Origin of the sequence: Aeromicrobium choanae (genome assembly GCF_900167475.1) — a bacterium.
GTDB classification, from domain to species: Bacteria; Actinomycetota; Actinomycetes; order Propionibacteriales; family Nocardioidaceae; genus Aeromicrobium; species Aeromicrobium choanae.
Map to the genome: position 1 here is coordinate 2,666,448 of NZ_LT796768.1, position 19,423 is coordinate 2,685,870.

A 19,423-nucleotide genomic window follows, 5' to 3' on the forward strand; every position below is an offset into this window, starting at 1 on the left:
GAGTTGAACCCCAGGAACGTCGACGTCACCGACCTGGTCTCGCGGGCGCAAGCCGGCGAGGCCAGGTCGGTGGCGCGTCTGATCACCCTCGTCGAGACCGAGTCCGACCACCTGCGTGAGGTCAGCGCGGCGCTCGCCCCGCTGGTCGGCGGCGCCCACGTGGTCGGCCTGACCGGCTCGCCCGGCGTGGGCAAGTCGACCACCACGTCGGCGCTGGTCACCGAGCTGCGTGCTCGCGGCCGTCGCGTCGGGGTCCTCGCGGTCGATCCCACCTCGCCGTTCAGCGGGGGAGCGCTGCTCGGCGACCGCATCCGGATGCAGGACCACGCCACCGATCCCGACGTCTACATTCGCTCGATGGCCAGCCGGGGCCACCTCGGCGGGCTGTCATGGGCCACGCCCCACGCCATCCGGGTCCTCGACGCCGCCGGCTGTGACGTGATCCTGCTCGAGACCGTCGGCGTCGGGCAGTCCGAGGTCGAGGTCGCCGGGCTCGCCGACACCACCGTCGTGCTGCTGGCGCCCGGCATGGGCGACGGCATCCAGGCCGCCAAGGCCGGGATCCTCGAGATCGGCGACATCTTCTGCATCAACAAGGCCGACCGCGACGGCGCCTCGACCACGCGCCGCGAGCTGCGCACGATGCTGTCGATGTCCGACCGCCGCGACGGCTGGAAGCGCCCGATCGACCTCACCGTGGCCACCGAGGGCACGGGGGTCCCCGAGCTGGTCGATCACCTGCAGGAGCACGCCTCCCACCTGCGCGCCTCCGGGCAGCTGGCGCGCCGACGCACCGATCGCCTGCGCCGCGAGATCCAGGCCATCGCCCTCGACCAGGTGCGACGCCGCTTCGTCGTCGACGGGGGCGAGGAGCTCGACGCGCTGGCCGCCCGGGCCTTCGCCGGCGACATCGATCCGTTCTCGGCCGCCGACACCCTGCTCGCCGAATCCGACGCGTAGAAGTCTCCCGCGCGGCGTCCACGGTTTGGGGCCGCGATTCCGGTAGACATGTTCGCGTGGTGAAGAAGGCAGTGATCCTGTTCGTGGTGGGCTTCGGGCTCTACTACCTGTTCAGCACGCCTGAGGACGCCGCGACGGCCGTTCGGGGGGCCTTCGACGCAGCCATCAGCGCATTCGGACAGGTCGGGGTGTTCATGTCCGAGCTCCTGTGAGGACCTCGTCATGACCGAGCGACCAGCGATCGAGACGGCGCCCCCGCCTGTCACGGCGCGGTTCTGGCGACGCCTGCGCGAGCCGTTCCCCGATCCCGAGAACCATGTCGCGCTGAACACGCGCCTCAATCCCCGCAGCGGCGAGCGGGTCCTGCAGATCGTCCCCAAGCACGTGGCCGTCTACTGGACCCTGCCCGCCGCGGCGCTGGCCTCCATGGGCTGCCTCGTGGTCCTGCTGTTCCACTGGAACTCCGGTCCGGCCCAGGCGCTGTGGCTCCTGTCGCTCGTCGTCACCGTAGCGGCGGCCGTGCGCGCGTTCGTGGAGTGGCGCGACGTCTTCGTGGTCACGAACTGGCGGGTCGTGCGGCTCAGCGGTGTGCTGACCGCGCGGGTGGCGACGATGCCGATCAACCGCATCCTCGACATGACCATGACGCGCTCGGTGTGGGGCCGTGCGCTCGGCTACGGCCACTTCGTCTTCGAGTCGGCCGCGCAGGAGCAGGGTCTGCGCGAGATCAAGTTCGTTCCGGACATCCTGGCGGTCGACCGAGAGATCAACAATGCCGTGAACCGGGAGAACCGCCGGCGTGAGCGGATGATGGCCGCGACGCGCGACCGGACGCTGGACGGTGGGCCCGACGAGGGCGAACGCACCGAGCCGATCCGCGGTCTGTGACCGGCCTTCCTAGACTGTGGCCATGAGCTTCTCGCAGCCCGGTGCGTTCGACCTGTCCTCGCTGGCCACGCCGCGTCCCACGCCCCCGTCCGGTGGGGGCGCTCCCGCTCCTGAGGGAGCGGTCTACGTCATCGACGTCACCGAGGCCGACTTCCAGCAGGTGGTCGATTCCTCGATGCAGCACCTCGTGGTGCTGAGCGTCTGGTCGACCCGCTCGCCGCAGAGCGTCGAGTTCAACGAGGTCCTCGCGCGGGCCACGTCCGCCTACGGTGGCGCGCTGCAGCTGGCGAAGGTCGACGCCGACACCAACCCCGGCATCGCCCAGGCGCTGCAGGTGCAGGCCGTGCCGTTCGTGGTGGGCCTCGTGCAGGGCCGGCCCGTGCCCCTCTTCCAGGGCACCGTGGACGACGCCGAGGTCAAGCGGTTCTTCGACGAGCTCGTGCGGCTCGCGCAGCAGAACGGCCTCAACGGCCGTGCCCAGCCGTCCGGGGGCGCGCCCGTCGACGCCCCGGAGGAGCCGGAGGAGGATCCGCGCTTCGCCGCCGCCGACGAGGCCTACTCGCGCGGCGACTTCGACGCAGCGATCGCCGAGTACGAGGCGCTGCTGGCGCAGGCCCCCGGCGACACCGAGGTGGCCGAGCGGCTCGCGGCCACGAGGCTCTACGCCCGCGTGGCCGGTGCCGACCTGCAGCAGGCGCGTCAGGCCGCCGCCGACGCTCCGAACGACGTCGATGCCCAGCTGCTCGTGGCCGACCTCGACGTCACCGGCGGACACGTCGAGGACGCGTTCCTGCGGCTCATCGAGCTCATCAAGCGCACCGGGGAGGACGACCGCGACCGCGTCCGCGAGCACCTGCTCGAGTTGTTCACCGTGGTCGGCCTGAGCGATCAGCGGGTGGCGCTGGCCCGGCGCTCCCTGGCCGCCGCCCTGTTCTGAGCGGCTGGCGCGTCCTGAGCGGTCAGCGCGCCTGGTCGCGCACCGGGTCGGGCTGGCGCGGCGCCTCGCGGTAGGCCGGCAGCGGCGCGTCGGCGAGCGACTCGAGCAGCTCCGTGGTGGCCAGCGTGGCGCGCTCGCGCACCGCGTCGAGGTCGCACCAGTGCACGGCCGCGATCTCGGTGCGCTGCAGGACCATCTGCTCGACCAGCTCGGCGTCGACGACGCCGAGGTCGAAGACGAACAGGCACGCGTCGTCCCAGCGGCTCCACGCCGGCAGCCAGTTCATCGTCACGAGACCTTCGACCTCGACCGTGACCCCGAGCTCCTCCTCCAGCTCGCGCACCAGGCCGGTGGCGGGGCTCTCGCCGACCTCGACCACGCCTCCGGGCAGGTCCCACTCGCGCTTGTACGTCAGCTCGCACAGCAGGACGCGGCCGTCGCGGTCGCGCAGGATGCCCTGCCCGATGACGCGCTTGCGCGGGAGACCGGCGTTGAGGATGGCGACGAAGCCGTCGCGGCTGAAGGCGGGCGGGTCGTCGACGATCCGCCCCAGCAGCACGAGGTCCGGCTCGCCCCCGGGCGACCGCGCGATGCCCTCGCGTCGCAGCCCCGCGATGGACGCGGCCCGCTGGCCCAGCGCGTCGTCGGCGGGGACCCGCGCCTCGATCCGCGTCCATCCGAGGTGGTCGAACGCGTGCCCCACGGCCAGCCGCAGGGCTCGGCTGGCCACCATGGCCCCCGGCGCGGAGGAGAGGTTCCAGCGCATCGTCCCGAGCCGTCGGCCCGCCTTGCCCTGAGCGCTCTGCAGCGCCACCGTGCCGATGCGCTCTCCCTCGTGCAGCACCGCGAAGCCGTGCAGGTCGTCGGCGCCGGAGGTGGGCTCGAGCACGAGGTCGTCGTCGCGCAGGGTGGGGGAGGAGTCGGCAGGCTCGGTCACTCGGCCGAGGCTACCGGCCCTCGTGATGGAATCGAGCCCATGACCGATCCGCGGATCCGCCCCGCCACCCCCGACGACGTGGGCGCCATGGTGCGCCTCGTCCACGACCTCGCGGCGTACGAGCGCGCGCCCGAGCAGTGCGTGCTGACCGAGACGATGCTCCACGAGCGCCTCTTCGGCGAGCGGCCCGCCCTGTTCGCCCACGTCGCCGAGGTGGACGGCGCGGTCGTCGGCCTGGCGGTGTGGTTCCTCAACTTCTCCACGTGGGACGGCGTGCACGGGATCTACCTCGAGGACCTCTTCGTCGACCCGGCGCACCGCGGCACCGGACTCGGCCACGCGCTGCTGACGCGCCTGGCGCAGGTGTGCGTGGAACGGGGCTACAGCCGCATGCAGTGGCAGGTGCTCGACTGGAACACCCCGTCGATCGAGTTCTACGAGTCCCTGGGCGCCGTGGACCTGGCCGACTGGCGGACCTATCGCCTCGCGGGGGAGCCGCTCCGGGCCCTCGGCTCGCCGTCCTGACGCTGTCCTATGCTCGCCCCAACCCACACAGGAGGCTCCACCATGGCCGAATTCGTCCGACTCGAGGTGACCGACGGCGTCGGCACGATCCGCCTCGACCGGCCCAAGATGAACGCGCTCGACGCGCAGGTCCAGACCGAGCTGCTGGAGGCGGCACGCGAGGCCGATCGCCGCGACGACGTCGCCGCCGTCGTGGTCTGGGGCGGCGAGCGGGTCTTCGCTGCCGGCGCCGACGTCAAGGAGATGGCCGACATGGGCTACCCCGAGATGTTCCGCCACGGGCACCTGCTGCAGGAGTTCACGCGCGCCGTCGCCGGGATCGGCAAGCCGACCGTCTCGGCGATCACGGGCTTCGCCCTCGGCGGCGGACTCGAGCTGGCGCTGGCCACCGACCTGCGCTTCTGCGCCGACGACGCGAAGCTCGGCCAGCCCGAGATCCTGCTCGGCATCATCCCCGGAGCGGGCGGCACCCAGCGCCTCGCCCGGCTGATCGGTCCCTCGAAGGCCAAGGACATCATCTACACCGGCCGGTTCGTCGGCGCCGACGAGGCGCTCGCCCTCGGCCTGGTGGACGAGGTGCTGCCGGCGGCCGAGGTCCACGACCGCGCCGTGGCGTGGGCGTCGCAGTTCGTCGGCGGGCCGTCGATCGCGCTGCGCACGGCCAAGGACGTCGTCGACCGCGGTCTCGAGGTCGACCTGCAGACGGGCCTGGAGATCGAGCGGGCCGGCTTCAGCGCGCTGTTCGCCACGCAGGACCAGGCCGACGGGATGCGCTCCTTCGTCGAGAACGGGCCCGGCAAGGCCACCTTCACCGGGAGGTGACCCATCCCACTCCGCGTGGGATGTCGGCCTTCGTTACCTTTCGGTAACATCAAAGTCAGGAAGGGTCGCCTCACTCGCGAATTGCTTCGCGTGGCAAGGTGGACCCGATAACTCGCGGGTGGTCAAACCGTCTCCCGCGCCCCGAATTCACAGGAGGGTCCTCGTGACCAAGATCGTTGTCGCTGTGAAGTACGTGCCGGACGCCACGGCGGACCGCACGTTCGACGCTGATAACACTGTCGATCGTGAGAACGTCGACGGGCTTCTGTCCGAGCTCGACGAGTACGCGGTCGAGCAGGCCCTGCAGGTGGTCGAGGCCGGTGACGGTGAGGTCACCGTCCTGACCGTCGGCCCGGCCGATGCCTCGGACGCGGTCCGCAAGGCCCTGCAGATGGGCGCCGACGCCGGCGTCCACGTCGAGGACGACGCCATCGCCGGATCCGACGCGTTCGCGACGTCGCTGGTCCTGGCGAAGGCCATCGAGAAGCTCGACTACGACATGGTGTTCTTCGGCATGGGCTCCACCGACGCCGGCATGGGCGTCGTTCCCACGCTGGTCGCCGAGCGCCTCGGCCTGCCCGCCATCACCTTCGCGTCGGAGATCTCGGTCGACGGCGACACGGTCAAGATCCGTCGTGACGGCGATGCCGCCACGCACCAGATCGAGGCCACCGGCAAGCTCGTCGTGTCGGTCACCGACCAGACGGGCGAGGCCCGCTACCCGTCCTTCAAGGGCATCATGGCCGCGAAGAAGAAGCCGGTCGAGGAGTGGAGCCTGGCTGATCTGGGCATCGACGCGGCCGAGGTCGGCCTCGACAACGCCTGGACCAAGGTCGAGTCCACGACCCCCCGCCCGCCGCGCACCGCCGGCGAGATCGTCACCGACGAGGGAGACGGCGGCACCAAGCTCGTCGAGTTCCTCGCGTCCAAGAAGTTCGTGTGAGTAGGAGCCTGAATCAATGAGTGAAGTTCTCGTTCTGATCGAAGCCCCCCAGGGCAAGGTCACGAAGCCCTCGCTGGAGCTCCTGACGATCGCCCGTCGCATCGGCGAGCCGTCGGCCGTCGTGTTCGGCGACGCCGACACCAGCGTCCTGACCGAGTACGGCGCGGAGAAGATCTACACCTACGCCGACAGCGCCTTCGAGGAGTACCTCGTGGCGCCCAAGGCCGAGGCCCTGGCCGCGCTGGTCGCCGACAAGGCGCCCGCCGCCGTGCTGGTGCCGTCGAGCTCGGAGGGCAAGGAGATCGCGGCCCGCGTCGCGCTGAAGTCCGACTCCGGCCTGATCACCGACGCCGTCGACGTGACCGTCGACGGTGGCGCGATCACCACCACCCAGATGGCGTTCGCCGGCAACTTCACCGTCGCTGCGCAGGTCACCCAGGGTGCGCCGGTCATCGCCGTGAAGCCGAACTCGGCCGCTCCGGAGGCCGTGGCCGGCGCCGGTGCCGTCGAGGCCGTCTCGTTCGACGTCCCCGACTCGGCCAAGAAGGTCAAGATCGTGGCGTCCGAGCCGCGCGTCTCCACCGGCCGTCCCGAGCTGACCGAGGCCGCCATCGTGGTCTCCGGCGGCCGTGGCACCGGTGGCGACTTCACCGAGGTCGAGGCCCTGGCCGACGCCCTCGGTGCGGCCGTGGGCGCCTCGCGCGCCGCGGTGGACTCGGGCTGGAAGCCGCACACGTTCCAGGTCGGCCAGACCGGCAAGACCGTGTCGCCCCAGCTGTACGTCGCCAACGGCATCTCCGGTGCGATCCAGCACCGCGCCGGCATGCAGACGTCCAAGACGATCGTCGCGGTCAACAAGGACGAGGAGGCGCCGATCTTCGAGCTCGTCGACTTCGGCGTCGTCGGTGACATCAAGTCGGTCCTGCCCCAGGCGACCGAGGAGATCAACAAGCGCAAGGGCTGATCCGGCCCCCGCTCGGCGGCCCCGCTCCCACCCGGGAGCGGGGCCGCCGTCGTTCGTCTCGCGGCCCTTCCCGACGCTCGCGTCCCGCCGCTGGGTTTGGTTGCAGTTCGGTGAAGTCGGCCCTGCGGAGTGGGCTGGGACACCCTGCAGGTGATACCTATGAATCACGCGCGTACATTGCACGTTTTCACCGACGTACGCCCTTCACAGGAGGAAATACATGCGAACTCGGCGTTCAGCCCTCGCAGGTGTCGCCCTCGCCGCAGTTGCCAGCCTCACCCTGGCGGCCTGCTCGAGTGGTGGCGACGACGACAACGGCGGTTCGGATTCGACCGATGCGGTCATCACCGCGTACAGCACCGAGCCCCAGAACCCGCTGGTCACGACCAACACGAACGAGGTCGGTGGCGGCAACATCATCGACCTGATCTACGCGGGCCTGGTCTCGTACAAGGCTGACGGCTCCCAGGAGCTCGAGGTCGCCGAGTCGATCGAGTCCGAGGACAACAAGGTCTGGACGATCAAGCTCAAGGACTGGCAGTTCACCGACGGCACCCCGGTCACGGCCGAGTCGTTCGTCAAGGCGTGGAACTACGGTGCCGCGGCCGAGAACGCCCAGCTCTCCTCCTACTTCTACTACCCGATCGAGGGCACCGACGACGAGGGCATCATCCTCGACAAGGGCTCCGAGATGTCGGGTCTGAAGGTCGTCGACGAGAAGACCTTCGAGGTCACGCTCAAGAACCCCGAGGCGCTCTTCCCGCTGCGTCTGGGCTACTCGGCCTACTTCCCGCTGCCCGAGGCCGCGTTCGCCGACATCGCGGCGTTCGGCAAGGCCCCGATCGGCAACGGCCCCTACAAGCTCGACTCGTGGGAGAACAACGTCGAGGCCGTCATGTCCCCGAACGAGGACTACGACGGAAACCGCCCCGCCAAGAACGGCGGCGTGACGTTCAAGTTCTACACGAACCCGGACTCGGCCTACTCCGACGTCCAGGCGGGCAACCTCGACGTGCTCGACCAGGCTCCGCCGAGCGCCCTCACGACGTTCAAGACCGACGACTCGGTCCAGGCGTTCGAGGCGGCCGGCACGGTCAACAGCACGATCACGATCCCCGAGTCGCTGGATCACTTCTCCGGTGAAGAGGGCAACCTGCGTCGCCAGGCCCTGAGCCGTGCGATCAACCGCAAGGAGATCACGGACAAGATCTTCGACGGCACCCGTTCGCCGGCGAAGGAGTTCAGCTCCGAGCTGATGCCCGAGTACACCGAGGACATCCCCGGTGCCGAGGTCCTGGAGTTTGACGCCGACGAGGCCAAGAAGCTCTGGTCCGAGGCCGACGCCATCGCCCCGTGGTCGGGCAAGTTCGTCATCGCGTACAACGGTGACGGACCCGGCAACAAGGAGTGGGTCGAGGCGCTGACCAACCAGCTCAAGAACAACCTCGGCATCGACGCCCAGCCCAAGGCCTACGCCACGTTCGCCGAGCTGCGCACGAAGGTCACCGATCGCACGATCGGCACCGCGTTCCGTACCGGTTGGCAGCCCGACTACCCGTCGGTCTACAACTACCTCGGTCCGATCTTCGGCACGGGCGCCGGCTCGAACGACGGTGACTACACCAACAAGGAGTTCGACAAGCTCCTGTCCGACGCGCTGAGCGCCGAGGGCGACGAGCAGGCCAAGCTGCTGGCTGATGCCCAGGCCATCCTCATGGAGGAGCTCCCGGCTCTCCCGCTCTGGAACACCAACGTCGCGGCTGTCGCGGCCACGGGTGTCGAGAACGTGGAGTTCAACTGGCAGAACAAGCCGGAATACCAGAACATCACCAAGTGATGCTTCGCTGATGTGGGGCGGCACCAACCCGGTGCCGCCCCACACTCATGACCGAAGGCGACCCGACACCGCGCTCGACCCGCGGCCCGAAGGTACGCTTAATCGATGCACGGGACGACCCTCGTGCTGCGGAGGTTCCTAACTATGTGGTGGTACATCGGCCGGCGGATCCTGCAGGCCATCCCAGTCCTCTTGGGCTCCACGCTGCTCATCTACGCCATGGTCTTCGCCATGCCCGGCGACCCGATCGTCGCGCTGTTCGGCGAGAAGCCCGTCTCCGACGCGGTCCGCATGGAGATCGAGCAGCAGTACAACCTCGACAAGCCGTTCCTGGTGCAGTGGCTGCTCTTCCTGGGCAACGCGGCGCAGGGTGACCTGGGCGTCTCGTTCTCGGGCCGCCCCGTCAGCGAGCTGCTCGCGGAGACCATCCCGGTCACGTTCAAGCTCGCGTTCATGGCGCTGATCATCGAGGGCGTCCTGGGCATCGCTGCCGGCTTCTTCGCCGGCCTCAAGCGCGGCAAGCTCTTCGACTCGACGATGCTGGTGACCTCGCTGCTGGTCATCGCGGTCCCGATCTTCGTCTTCGGCTTCACGATGCAGCTGATCTTCGGCGTCAAGCTGGGGTGGGCACCGGTCACGGTCGGCGGCGACGCCAGCTGGGACCGCCTCATCATCCCGGCCTTCGTCCTGGGCCTGGTGTCGTTCGCCTACGTCCTGCGCCTCACCCGAACCTCCGTGGTGGAGAACCTCACCGCCGACCACGTGCGCACCGCGCGGGCGAAGGGCCTCACCGACGGGCAGGTCAACCGGCGCCACGTGCTGCGCAACTCGCTGATCCCCGTCGTGACCTACCTCGGTGCCGACCTGGGCACCCTGATGGCCGGGGCCATCGTGACCGAGGGCATCTTCAACATCCCCGGTCTGGGCAACCTGGCCTTCCGCGCCATCCAGCAGAAGGAGGGCCCCACGATCGTCTCGGTCGTCACGGTGATGGTCCTCATCTACATCGTCATGAGCCTGATCGTCGATCTCCTCTATGCCTGGCTCGACCCGAGGATCCGCTATGCCTGAGTTCCCCATCGACCTCCCCCCGAAGAGCCTGCCCGGCCAGGAGCGCTTCGTCGCCCCCGTCGAGGTGACGCCCCTCGCGGACACCGGCTCGTTCGACGACTCCCGCAGCCCCGAGAGCCAGTGGAAGCAGGCGTGGAAGCGCCTCCGGAAGAACTGGATCTTCTGGGTCTCGGTCGTCATCTTGTTCTTCGTCGTGATCGTGGTCCTGTTCCCGCAGCTGTTCACCGACATCGACCCCACGCGCGCCGACCTGAGCCGTAGCCTCGAGGGCCCCAGCGAGGGCCACATCGCCGGCTTCGACAAGCAGGGCTACGACGTGTTCGCCCGCACCATCTACGGCGCCCGCGCCTCGGTGCTGGTGGGCTTCCTGTGCACGCTCGTCGTCACGATCCCGGGCGTGATCTTCGGGGCGATGGCCGGCTTCTACGGTGGCCTGTCCGACACGTTCATCTCGCGCGTGGCCGACATCTTCTTCGCGATCCCGCTGCTGCTGGGCGCCCTGGTCGGCCTGTCGATCATCAACAACCTGTGGCCCGACCGCGGCTACTGGGGCTTCATCCTCACCGTGGTGTTCGCCCTGGCGGCGTTCGGCTGGCCCCAGGTGCTGCGCATCTCGCGCGGTGCCGTCCTGGAGGTCAAGAGCCTCGAGTTCGTCGATGCGGCGCGCGCCATCGGCAAGACCCGTCGCGCCAACCTGTGGGGCCACGTGGTGCCGAACTCGCTCGCTCCGGTGATCGTGCTGGCGACCGTGTCGCTGGGCGTCTACATCGTGGCCGAGGCCACGCTGTCGTTCCTGGGCCTGGGCCTGCCGACCAGCATCGTCTCGTGGGGCAACGACATCTCGGCCGCGCAGAACCAGGTGCGCTCCGGCGAGCGGCTCGGCGTGATGTTCTGGCCCGCCTCGGCGCTGGCCCTGACGTCGCTGGGATTCATCCTGCTGGGCGACGCCGTGAGCGACGCCCTCGATCCGAAGTCGAGGAACCGCGAATGAACCGCACGCCGCTGCTCGAGGTCACCGACCTGAACGTCGCGTTCCGTCAGAACAAGGAGGACATCCCCGCCGTCCGCGGTGCGAACCTCACCGTCTACCCGGGCCAGACCGTCGCGATCGTCGGTGAGTCCGGATCCGGCAAGTCCACCACCGCGCACGCCATCATCGGCCTGCTGCCGGGCACGGGCCGCGTCACGAGCGGATCGATCCTGTTCGAGGGCAAGGACATCGCGCAGTCCAACAAGAAGGACATCCTGGCGGTCCGCGGCTCGCGCATCGGCCTGGTGCCCCAGGACCCGATGAGCAACCTGAACCCGCTCGTCAAGGTCGGCAAGCAGATCGCCGAGGTCCTGGTGGCCAACGACGTGGTCAAGGGCAAGGACGTCGACCGGCGGGTCGTCGAGCTGCTCGAGGAGGCCGGCCTGCCCGACGCCGAGCAGCGCGCGCGCCAGTACCCGCACGAGTTCAGTGGCGGCATGCGCCAGCGCGCGCTCATCGCGATGGGCCTGGCCGCCCGGCCGAAGCTGCTCATCGCCGACGAGCCCACCAGCGCGCTCGACGTGACGGTGCAGAAGCAGATCCTGGACCACCTCGACCAGCTGACCGCTGATCTGGGCACCGCGGTGCTGCTGATCACGCACGACCTGGGCCTGGCCGCCGAGCGCGCCGACCACCTGGTCGTCATGTACAAGGGCCAGATCGTCGAGTCGGGTCCCGCCCTGGAGATCCTGCAGGACCCGCAGCACCCGTACTCCAAGCGCCTGATCTCCAGCGCCCCGTCGCTGGCCTCGCAGCGGCTGCTGTCGCAGCAGCGCGCCGAGGTCCGCGAGCAGGCCCAGGAGGTCGCCGAGGAGCTGGCCGAGGAGGTCGCCCACCTCGAGTCCGAGTTCGGCGAGGGCTCCGACATCGTGCTCGAGGCCAAGAGCCTGCGGAAGGTGTTCACCATCCCCGGCTCGGCCCCGTGGCGCAAGAACGACTTCATCGCCGTCGACGACGTGTCGTTCCGGCTGCCGCGCGGCACCACCACGGCCATCGTGGGGGAGTCCGGCTCGGGCAAGTCCACGGTCGCGCGCATGGTGCTCGACCTGCTCGAGCCCACGAGCGGCACCGTCGAGTTCGACGGGGTCGACATCTCGACCCTGCGCACCAAGAAGCAGCAGCTGGCCTTCCGCCGGCAGATGCAGCCGGTGTTCCAGAACCCGTACGCGTCCCTCGACCCGCAGTACACGATCTTCCGGGCGATCGAGGAGCCGCTGGCCACGCACGGCATCGGCTCCAAGGCCGAGCGGGAGGCGCGGGTCCGCGACCTGCTCGAGAAGGTCTCGCTGCCGTGGACCGTCTCGCAGCGGTTCCCCAACGAGCTCTCCGGCGGCCAGCGCCAGCGCGTCGCGATCGCGCGTGCCCTGGCGCTGCAGCCCGAGGTCGTGATCCTCGACGAGGCCGTCAGCGCGCTCGACGTGCTGGTCCAGGCGCAGATCCTGTCGCTGCTGGCCGACCTGCAGGCCGAGATGGGCCTGTCGTACCTGTTCATCACCCACGACCTGGCGGTCGTGCGCCAGATCGCCGACGACGTGCTGGTGATGGAGCGGGGCAAGCTGGTCGAGCACGCCTCGGTCGACGAGGTCTACAGCAACCCCAAGCAGGCGTACACGCGCCGACTGCTCGACGCGATCCCCGGTGGGTCCATCGAGCTCTCGCGCTGATCGTTCGGACACCTCACCGCGGGTGGTGGGCCTGAGGGCCTACCACCCGCGGTTTCGTCTCCGATCTCGGGGTTCGTGTTGACTCCTTCGAACAGGTGTTCGATCATGGAGGGGTGAGTCTCGCCGTCCCTCCTGCCGCGCTGGTCGATGACCTGCGGGCCAAGATCGGCCGGATGCAGGGACGCCCGTCGGTGCTGTCGATGCCCACGCATCCGGCGCTGTCGGGCCTGCTGTCGCTGCAGCCCGGCGGCAGCTACGCGGTCGACTCCACCAGCCTGGCCCTGCTGCTGATGGCCGGCCCGTCCCGCGACGGCGCCTGGTGCGCGATGGTCGGCACCGACCGGATCGGCTTCGAGGCCGCCGCCGAGGTGGGGGTCGACCTCGATCGCACCGTGTGGGTGCCGGACGTGGGCGCCGACCCGGCCTCGGTGCTGGGCGCGCTGGTCGACGCGGTCGGCGTGGTGCTGGTCGACCGGGTCACGCTGCCCGAGCGCGAGGTCGCCCGGCTGAGGGCCCGGCTGCACCGGCGCCAGGGCGTCCTGGTGGCCGTGGGGGACTGGCCGCGGGCCGACGCCCGGCTGCGCCTGCGCGACACGGTCTGGGCCGGGCCCCAGGACGGGCACGGGCACCTGGTGGCGCGCCAGGCCACCGTCGAGGTCGAGCGCGGCGGTCGCGTCACGGGCTCGCGCCGGCTGTGGTTCCCCAGCCGCGAGCTGCGCGTGGCCCCGGTCGCCCTCGGCCGGTCGGTGGACCGTGACCCTCGCCTCGAGTCGGTCGCAGCAACGGACCGGTGGGGGGCGGCGGGCTGATGCGCACGATGGTGGTGTGGGTGCCCGACTGGCCGGCGCTCGTGCATCAGGGAGAGCTGGCCGAGGCGGCCCGCGGCGGTGGCGAGCCCTCGCCCGCGCTGGCGGTGTTCGACAAGGGCGTGGTGCTGGCCTGCACGCCCGCGGCCCGCGCGCTCGGCGTGCGTCGGGGGATGCGCCGACGCGACGCCCAGTCGCGCTGCCCCGACCTCGTGGTCTGCGACCACCGGCCCGAGGCGGACGCCCGCGCCTTCGAGCAGGTGGTCACCACGCTGGAGGAGCTCAGCCCGGGCGTGGCGCCCCTGCGGCCGGGACTGTGCGCGCTGTCGGTGCCCGAGCGGTACTACGGCGGTGAGCCCGAGGCGGTCGCGGTGATGGCCGAGCACCTCGTCGGCCTCGGGGTGTGGGACGTGCGCTTCGGCATCGCCGACGGCGTCTTCGTCGCCGAGCTGGCCGCACGCCGGGCCCCGGCGCAGGACAGCGTGATCGTGGCGCCGGGCGGCAACGTCGACTTCCTGCGCGACCTGCCGGTGGAGGTGCTGGAGGTGCCGGCCCCCGCGGGCCCGGCCGCGCCCGGCCTCGACCTCGTCACGGTGCTGCGCCGGCTGGGGATCCGCCGGGTCGGGGAGTTCGCGGCCCTGCCCGCTCCCGACGTGCTGGCCCGCTTCGGCGCCCACGGAGCCCTGATGCACCGCTGGTCCCGGGGCGAGGAGGTGCGCCGCATCTCGCGGCGCACCCCGCCGCCCGAGCTGGTGGCGTCGGTGGCCTTCGAGCCGGCGCTGGAGCGCGCCGATGCGGTGGTCTTCAGTGCCCGGCAGACCGTGGAGGACTTCGTCCGCCGGCTCGACGCGGCCGGCCTGGTCTGCTCCACCCTGCGGATCGAGGTGGACGCCGAGGTGGCGGGGGAGCCCCGGGTGTCCAGCCGGCTGTGGCGCCATCCGCGGTGGTTCGGATCGGTCGACGTGCTCGACCGCGTGCGGTGGCAGCTGTCCGCCGCCCCTCCGGGTGGGCCGGTCGTGGCGGTGCGCTGCGTCCCTGTCGAGGTCGAGCCCCTCGGGAAGCACGCCGAGAGCCTGTTCGGGGGCGGACCCGACGACCAGGTGGAGCGCTCGGTGGCGCGCGTCCAGGCGCTGGTGGGCCCCGAGGGGGTCCGCTCGGTCGGGGTGCAGGGCGGCCGGGGACCGTCCGACCGCCGGCTGTCGGCCGCGTGGGGCGAGCGTCCGGTCGCCCAGCGGCCCCGCGACCGGCCGTGGCCGGGCAGCGTGCCGCCGCCGGCGCCCGCCACGGTGTTCGCCGAGCCCGCGCCCGCGCAGGTGGTGGGCGCCGAGGGGATGCCGGTCAGCGTCAGCGGGCGGGGGGCGCTGTCCGGACGTCCGGCGCGCTTCCGGGCCGGCGTCGACGCCGCCTGGCAGCCCGTGGCGGCCTGGGCCGGGCCGTGGCCCGTCGACGAGCACTGGTGGGACGAGGCCGCCGCCCGGCGCGTCGCCCGCTTCCAGGTCGTCGGCGTCGACGGCAGCGCCTGGCTCATGGTCGTCGAGAACGGCCACTGGTGGACCGAGGCCCGCTATGACTGACCGGGTCGGCGGTGGGCTCGCGGGAGGGTCGGGAGCGGTGGTTTCGATACGCGGCTCCTTCGTCGCCTGCTACTCAACCACCGGGCGCGCTGCCGGTGATCGAGTGACGGCGAGCGCAGCGAGACGTCGTATCGAGATCATGGTGGTCCACTGATGGGCTGGAACAACCCCGACATCTCGTGGCGCGAGCTGGAGGCGCGGCTGTCGGGCCGGTGGCGCGATCCCGCACAGCCGCTGCCCGACGGGGGCGACGGTCCGGCGTTCTCGCGCAAGCGCGGTGCCTACCAAGCTCCCGAGGTGCCCGCCGCGCCCGATGCGGTGGTCCCGTACGCCGAGCTGCACTGCCACAGCAACCACAGCTTCCTCGACGGCGCGAGCCACCCCGAGGAGCTCGTGCGCGAGGCCGTGCACCTGGGGCTGTCGGCCCTCGCGCTCACCGACCACGACGGCTTCAGCGGCGCGGCCCGGTTCGCCGAGGCGGCCCAGCTGCACGGTCTGCGCACGGTCTACGGCGCCGAACTGTCGCTGGGCCTGCCCGGTCCGCAGAACGGCGTCCCCGATCCCGAGGGCGACCACCTGCTGGTGCTGGCGCGCGGCGTGCAGGGCTACCACGCGCTGGCCTCGGCGATCACCGAGGCGAACCTCGCGGGCGACCAGAAGGGCCGGCCGGTGTACGACCTGGCCGAGCTCGCCGAGCGGGGTCGCGACCACTGGGTCGTGCTCACCGGGTGCCGCAAGGGCTGGGTCCGGCGCGAGGGCATCACGGGCCTGCACCGGCTCGTCGACCTGTTCGGGGCCGAGCACGTGGTCGTCGAGCTGACCGACCACGGCGGTCCCGGCGACGGGCCCGCCAACGACGCGCTGGCCGGGTGGGCCGCCGAGCTCGGCCTGCCCACCGTCGCCACCGGCAACGTCCACGCGGCCCGGCCCGCCGACGCCCGGCTGGCCCAGGCGTTCGCCGCGGTCCGGGCGCGCCGCAGCCTGGCCGAGCTCGACGGCTGGCTCGCGCCGCCGGCGTTCCTGCGCTCCGGTGCCGAGATGGCCCAGCGGTTCGCGCGGTGGCCCGGGGCGGTGGCCCGCTCGGTCGAGATCGCCGACGCGTGCGCCTTCGACCTGCGCAAGGCCTCGCCGCGGCTGCCCAAGCAGCAGGTGCCCCCGGGCCACACGCCGATGACGTGGCTGCGCGAGCTCGTGCGTCGCGGCGCCGACCGCCTCTACGCCGCCGACCGCGATGCTGCCGAGGCCCGGCTCCAGCGCGAGCTGGCGGTCATCGAGGAGAAGGACTTCGCCGGCTACTTCCTCATCGTCCACGACATCGTGGCGTTCGCCCGCAGCCGCGGGATCCTGTGCCAGGGCCGGGGCTCGGCGGCCAACTCCGCGGTCTGCTACGCCCTCGAGATCACGGCGGTCGACTCGATCGCGTACGGCCTGCCCTTCGAGCGCTTCCTGTCGGCCACCCGCGACGAGGAGCCCGACATCGACGTGGACTTCGACTCCGACCGGCGCGAGGAGGTGATCCAGTGGGTCTACGACAAGTACGGCCGCCGCAACGCCGCCCAGGTCTGCAACATCATCAGCTATCGGCCCAAGTCGGCCGTGCGCGACATGGCCCGGGCGCTGGGCCACTCGGTGGGCCAGCAGGACGCCTGGAGCAAGCGGATCGACTCGTGGTCCTCCATCCGCACCGACGCCCCCGAGCAGGAGGCCGACGCGATCCCCGAGCCGGTGGTGCGCCTGGCCGAGCAGGCGATGAAGTCCCCGCGCCACCTGGGCATCCACTCCGGCGGCATGGTGCTCACCGAGCGCCCCGTCGGCGAGGTCGTCCCGATCGAGCGCGCCCGGATGGAGGGCCGCACCGTGCTGCAGTGGGACAAGGACGACTGCGCCTACATGGGCCTGGTCAAGTTCGACCTGCTCGGCCTGGGGATGCTCGGCGCCATCCAGCACACCTTCGACATCGTCGCCGAGCGCGTCGGCGAGCGGTGGACCCTGGCCACGATGCCCAAGGAGGAGCAGGGCGTCTACGACATGCTCTGCCGGGCCGACTCGATCGGGGTGTTCCAGGTCGAGAGCCGCGCCCAGATCGGCACCCTGCCGCGGCTGCGGCCCCGCCGGTTCTACGAGCTGGTCATCGAGATCGCCCTGATCCGCCCCGGCCCGATCCAGGGCGGCGCCGTGCACCCCTACATCCGGCGCAAGCTCGGCGAGGAGCCGATCACGTACCCGCACCCGGTGCTCGAGCCCGTGCTGGAGCGCACGCTGGGGGTCCCGCTGTTCCAGGAGCAGCTCATGCAGATCGCGATGGTGCTCGGCGGGTGCACCGGCGACGAGGCCGACCTGCTGCGCCGGGCGATGGGGTCCAAGCGGGGGATCGAGAAGATCGACCGCCTCCGCGACCAGCTGTACCGGGGGATGGCCGAGAAGGGGATCACCGGCGACCTCGCCGACGACATCTACGGCCGGATCCAGGCGTTCGCGAACTTCGGGTTCGCCGAGAGCCACGCGATCAGCTTCGCGCTGCTGGTCTACGCCAGCAGCTGGCTCAAGCTGCACCACCCGGCGGCGTTCCTGGCCGGCCTGCTGCGCGCCCAGCCGATGGGGTTCTACTCGCCGCAGTCGCTCGTGGCCGACGCGCGGCGCCACGGGGTCGAGGTCCGCCGTCCCGACATCGTGCGGTCGGGCGTCCACGCCGACCTCGAGCCGCTCGGCGACCCGACCGGTCCCACGGGCCGCGCGTCCTGCGCGCACCCCGACCAGCCGCCGGTGGGGAAGTTCGATGCCTCCGCCGCTCCCGACCACGCCGAGCACCGTCGCGACGGCCACCACGCGGTGCGCCTGGGGCTGACCTCGGTGCAGGGGATCGGCACGGCCGACGCCGAGCGGATCGTGGCCGCGCGGGAGGAGCGGCCCTTCGCCGACATGGCCGACGTGGTGCGGCGCTGCGGCCTCACCCGGGCCCAGCAGGAGCAGCTGGCCACCGCCGGCGCGTTCGACGACTTCGGCCTCACCCGGCGCCAGGCGATCTGGAACGCGGGCTACACCGACGGCCAGGACAAGCTGCCCGGCACGGCGATCGTGGCGCCGCCGCCGATGCTGCCGGGGATGAGCGACGTCGAGCTGACGCTCGCCGACCTCGAGTCGACGAGGATCTCTCCCAGCGAGCACCCGTTCGCCCACCTTCGCGCCATGCTTGACGCGGCAGGAATCCTGACCGTGAGCTCTTTGGCCGATCACGAATCGGACCGCAGGATCAGGGTGGCAGGACTGATCACCCACCGCCAGCGGCCGTACACCGCCGGGGGCGTCACGTTCCTCAACCTCGAGGACGAGACCGGGATGCTCAACGTGGTGGTGTTCGACGCCGTGTGGCAGCGGCACCGGGCCGTGGCGCGGTCGAGTGCCGCCGTGGTGATCCGGGGGCGCCTCGAGCACCAGCAGGGGGCGGTCAACCTCGTCGCCGAGACGCTCGAGCGCCTGATCGACCCCGCCGTGCCGAGCAACCACCGGTCCCGCGACTATCGCTGAGCGCTCGCCTAGGGTCGGGTCCATGGAGATCCGCAGACTGACCGAGGACGACCGAGACGCGCTCGTGGCCGTGCGGCTTCCGGCGTTCGGGACCTCGACGCTGGGCGGTGACCGTGTCGAGCATCCCGCGTACGAGCGCTGGGGGCTGTTCGTCGACGGGCGGCTCGCGGCCACCACCACGCGCAAGCCGTACGCCTCGTGGTTCGGCGGACGCGAGGTGCCGACGTGCGGCGTCGGCGGCGTCGCGATCGCGCCGGAGTTCCGCGGCCGTGGGCTGCTGCGTCCGCTGATGGAGCGCCTGCACGACGACGCCCGCTCGCAGGGGGACGTCGTCGCCACGCTGTTCGCCAGCGCGCCGGGAATCTACGCGAGCCTGGGGTACCGGACGGTCGGTGCGATGGACACGATCGAGGTCCACGCCTCGGCCCTGCACCGCTTCACGCGCCGTCGCGAGCTGCGGCGCGCGACCGCCGACGACCTCCCGGCCCTGAAGCGGATCTACACGGGCTGGGCGAGCCGCCACGACGGCCCTCTCACCCGCACGACGGTGGAGTTCGACGACGATGCCTGGCTGCACGACGCCACGGGCGTGACCCTCGCGCTCGACGAGGACGGCACGGCCCTCGCCTACGCCGCGTGGAACCGGTCGCCGGGCGTCGGAGGGGACGCCCACGTCGAGGTCGAGGACCTGGTCTGGGCCGACGAGGGGTCGCGGGACTCCCTGCTGTGGATGTTCGGCACGTTCTCCACCGTCGCCCCGACGGTCCGCTTCGACACCTCGGGGACCGAGCTGACGTCCGTGCTGCCGGAGCACCGCGTCCTGGAGAACCGGCCCTACGACCTGCTCGTGCTGGAGTCCGAGGCCTTCGAGCCGCCGACCGGCCCGGTTCTCATCCGCGACTACTTCTGACGCCGGGATCCGGGTCTCGATACGCCGGCT

General features: G+C 71.2%; 17 protein-coding genes. 16 read left to right on the forward strand and 1 reads right to left on the reverse strand.

Annotation, left to right across the window (positions count from 1 at the left end):
- The first annotated feature begins 3 nt into the window (after positions 1–3).
- The 4 genes from meaB to B5D60_RS12905 are packed head-to-tail and all read left to right on the forward strand — an operon-like array spanning position 4 to position 2,785.
- Complete coding sequence (meaB, locus tag B5D60_RS12895) at positions 4–960, forward strand: methylmalonyl Co-A mutase-associated GTPase MeaB (RefSeq protein ID WP_078700542.1); 957 nt, start codon at positions 4–6, stop codon at positions 958–960.
- A 56-nt stretch (positions 961–1,016) separates the two neighbouring features.
- A complete protein-coding gene (locus B5D60_RS16970) occupies positions 1,017–1,172 on the forward strand; it encodes a hypothetical protein (protein WP_172806362.1) in 156 nt (51 codons plus the stop codon).
- A gap of 10 nt (positions 1,173–1,182) precedes the next feature.
- Positions 1,183–1,848 (forward strand): PH domain-containing protein, encoded by a 666-nt coding sequence (locus tag B5D60_RS12900; RefSeq protein ID WP_078700543.1) that lies wholly within the window; start codon positions 1,183–1,185, stop codon positions 1,846–1,848.
- A 22-nt stretch (positions 1,849–1,870) separates the two neighbouring features.
- Positions 1,871–2,785, forward strand: coding sequence for a tetratricopeptide repeat protein (locus tag B5D60_RS12905; RefSeq protein ID WP_078700544.1), 915 nt, complete (start codon positions 1,871–1,873; stop codon positions 2,783–2,785).
- A 22-nt stretch (positions 2,786–2,807) separates the two neighbouring features.
- Here the strand turns inward: B5D60_RS12905 and B5D60_RS12910 are convergent, their stop codons facing one another.
- Positions 2,808–3,722 carry an NUDIX hydrolase gene (locus tag B5D60_RS12910; RefSeq protein ID WP_078700545.1) on the reverse strand — a complete coding sequence of 305 codons (915 nt, stop codon included), beginning with the start codon at positions 3,720–3,722 and terminating at the stop codon, positions 2,808–2,810.
- A gap of 39 nt (positions 3,723–3,761) precedes the next feature.
- Here B5D60_RS12910 and B5D60_RS12915 point away from each other — a divergent pair, with 39 nt between their 5' ends.
- The 12 genes from B5D60_RS12915 to B5D60_RS12970 all read left to right on the forward strand — a co-directional run bounded on the left by B5D60_RS12915 (position 3,762) and on the right by B5D60_RS12970 (position 19,393).
- A complete protein-coding gene (locus B5D60_RS12915) occupies positions 3,762–4,247 on the forward strand; it encodes a GNAT family N-acetyltransferase (RefSeq protein ID WP_078700546.1) in 486 nt (161 codons plus the stop codon).
- A gap of 42 nt (positions 4,248–4,289) precedes the next feature.
- A complete protein-coding gene (locus B5D60_RS12920; RefSeq protein WP_078700547.1) occupies positions 4,290–5,069 on the forward strand; it encodes an enoyl-CoA hydratase/isomerase family protein in 780 nt (259 codons plus the stop codon).
- A 163-nt stretch (positions 5,070–5,232) separates the two neighbouring features.
- Entirely contained in the window at positions 5,233–6,012 is a 780-nt protein-coding gene (locus B5D60_RS12925; RefSeq protein ID WP_078700548.1) for an electron transfer flavoprotein subunit beta/FixA family protein, read from the forward strand.
- Between the two features lie 16 nt (positions 6,013–6,028).
- Positions 6,029–6,976, forward strand: a complete 948-nt coding sequence (locus B5D60_RS12930) for an electron transfer flavoprotein subunit alpha/FixB family protein (RefSeq protein WP_078700549.1) — start codon at positions 6,029–6,031, stop codon at positions 6,974–6,976.
- A 220-nt stretch (positions 6,977–7,196) separates the two neighbouring features.
- On the forward strand, positions 7,197–8,813 hold the full coding sequence (locus B5D60_RS12935; RefSeq protein ID WP_078700550.1) for a peptide ABC transporter substrate-binding protein: 1,617 nt from the start codon (positions 7,197–7,199) through the stop codon (positions 8,811–8,813).
- 144 nt (positions 8,814–8,957) lie between these two features.
- Positions 8,958–9,884 carry an ABC transporter permease gene (locus B5D60_RS12940; RefSeq protein ID WP_078700551.1) on the forward strand — a complete coding sequence of 309 codons (927 nt, stop codon included), beginning with the start codon at positions 8,958–8,960 and terminating at the stop codon, positions 9,882–9,884.
- The gene (locus B5D60_RS12945; RefSeq protein WP_078700552.1) at positions 9,877–10,875 is read left to right on the forward strand and encodes an ABC transporter permease; all 999 of its coding nucleotides are present in this window, start codon (positions 9,877–9,879) and stop codon (positions 10,873–10,875) included. The genes B5D60_RS12940 and B5D60_RS12945 overlap by 8 nt, the downstream gene beginning before the upstream one ends.
- Complete coding sequence (locus tag B5D60_RS12950; RefSeq protein WP_078700553.1) at positions 10,872–12,578, forward strand: dipeptide ABC transporter ATP-binding protein; 1,707 nt, start codon at positions 10,872–10,874, stop codon at positions 12,576–12,578. The genes B5D60_RS12945 and B5D60_RS12950 overlap by 4 nt, the downstream gene beginning before the upstream one ends.
- Before the next feature lie 113 nt (positions 12,579–12,691).
- On the forward strand, positions 12,692–13,387 hold the full coding sequence (locus tag B5D60_RS12955) for a hypothetical protein (RefSeq protein ID WP_078700554.1): 696 nt from the start codon (positions 12,692–12,694) through the stop codon (positions 13,385–13,387).
- The gene (locus tag B5D60_RS12960) at positions 13,387–14,958 is read left to right on the forward strand and encodes a DNA polymerase Y family protein (protein WP_078701429.1); all 1,572 of its coding nucleotides are present in this window, start codon (positions 13,387–13,389) and stop codon (positions 14,956–14,958) included. Before B5D60_RS12955 ends, B5D60_RS12960 begins: the two co-directional genes overlap by 1 nt.
- A gap of 153 nt (positions 14,959–15,111) precedes the next feature.
- Positions 15,112–18,483: an error-prone DNA polymerase gene (locus tag B5D60_RS12965; protein ID WP_078700555.1), complete on the forward strand. Its 3,372-nt coding sequence runs from the start codon at positions 15,112–15,114 to the stop codon at positions 18,481–18,483.
- A gap of 22 nt (positions 18,484–18,505) precedes the next feature.
- Positions 18,506–19,393 (forward strand): GNAT family N-acetyltransferase, encoded by an 888-nt coding sequence (locus B5D60_RS12970; RefSeq protein ID WP_078700556.1) that lies wholly within the window; start codon positions 18,506–18,508, stop codon positions 19,391–19,393.
- Positions 19,394–19,423: the final 30 nt, after the last annotated feature.

Bases quoted from the DNA above. Each gene is read 5' to 3' on its own strand.
- B5D60_RS12900 (WP_078700543.1), top strand. From the start codon at position 1,183: ATGACCGAGCGACCAGCGATCGAGACGGCGCCCCCGCCTGTCACGGCG.
- B5D60_RS12905 (WP_078700544.1), top strand. From the start codon at position 1,871: ATGAGCTTCTCGCAGCCCGGTGCGTTCGACCTGTCCTCGCTGGCCACG.
- B5D60_RS12915 (WP_078700546.1), top strand. From the start codon at position 3,762: ATGACCGATCCGCGGATCCGCCCCGCCACCCCCGACGACGTGGGCGCC.
- B5D60_RS12920 (WP_078700547.1), top strand. From the start codon at position 4,290: ATGGCCGAATTCGTCCGACTCGAGGTGACCGACGGCGTCGGCACGATC.
- B5D60_RS12930 (WP_078700549.1), top strand. From the start codon at position 6,029: ATGAGTGAAGTTCTCGTTCTGATCGAAGCCCCCCAGGGCAAGGTCACG.
- B5D60_RS12935 (WP_078700550.1), top strand. From the start codon at position 7,197: ATGCGAACTCGGCGTTCAGCCCTCGCAGGTGTCGCCCTCGCCGCAGTT.
- B5D60_RS12940 (WP_078700551.1), top strand. From the start codon at position 8,958: ATGTGGTGGTACATCGGCCGGCGGATCCTGCAGGCCATCCCAGTCCTC.
- B5D60_RS12945 (WP_078700552.1), top strand. From the start codon at position 9,877: ATGCCTGAGTTCCCCATCGACCTCCCCCCGAAGAGCCTGCCCGGCCAG.
- B5D60_RS12950 (WP_078700553.1), top strand. From the start codon at position 10,872: ATGAACCGCACGCCGCTGCTCGAGGTCACCGACCTGAACGTCGCGTTC.
- B5D60_RS12960 (WP_078701429.1), top strand. From the start codon at position 13,387: ATGCGCACGATGGTGGTGTGGGTGCCCGACTGGCCGGCGCTCGTGCAT.
- B5D60_RS12965 (WP_078700555.1), top strand. From the start codon at position 15,112: ATGGGCTGGAACAACCCCGACATCTCGTGGCGCGAGCTGGAGGCGCGG.
- B5D60_RS12970 (WP_078700556.1), top strand. From the start codon at position 18,506: ATGGAGATCCGCAGACTGACCGAGGACGACCGAGACGCGCTCGTGGCC.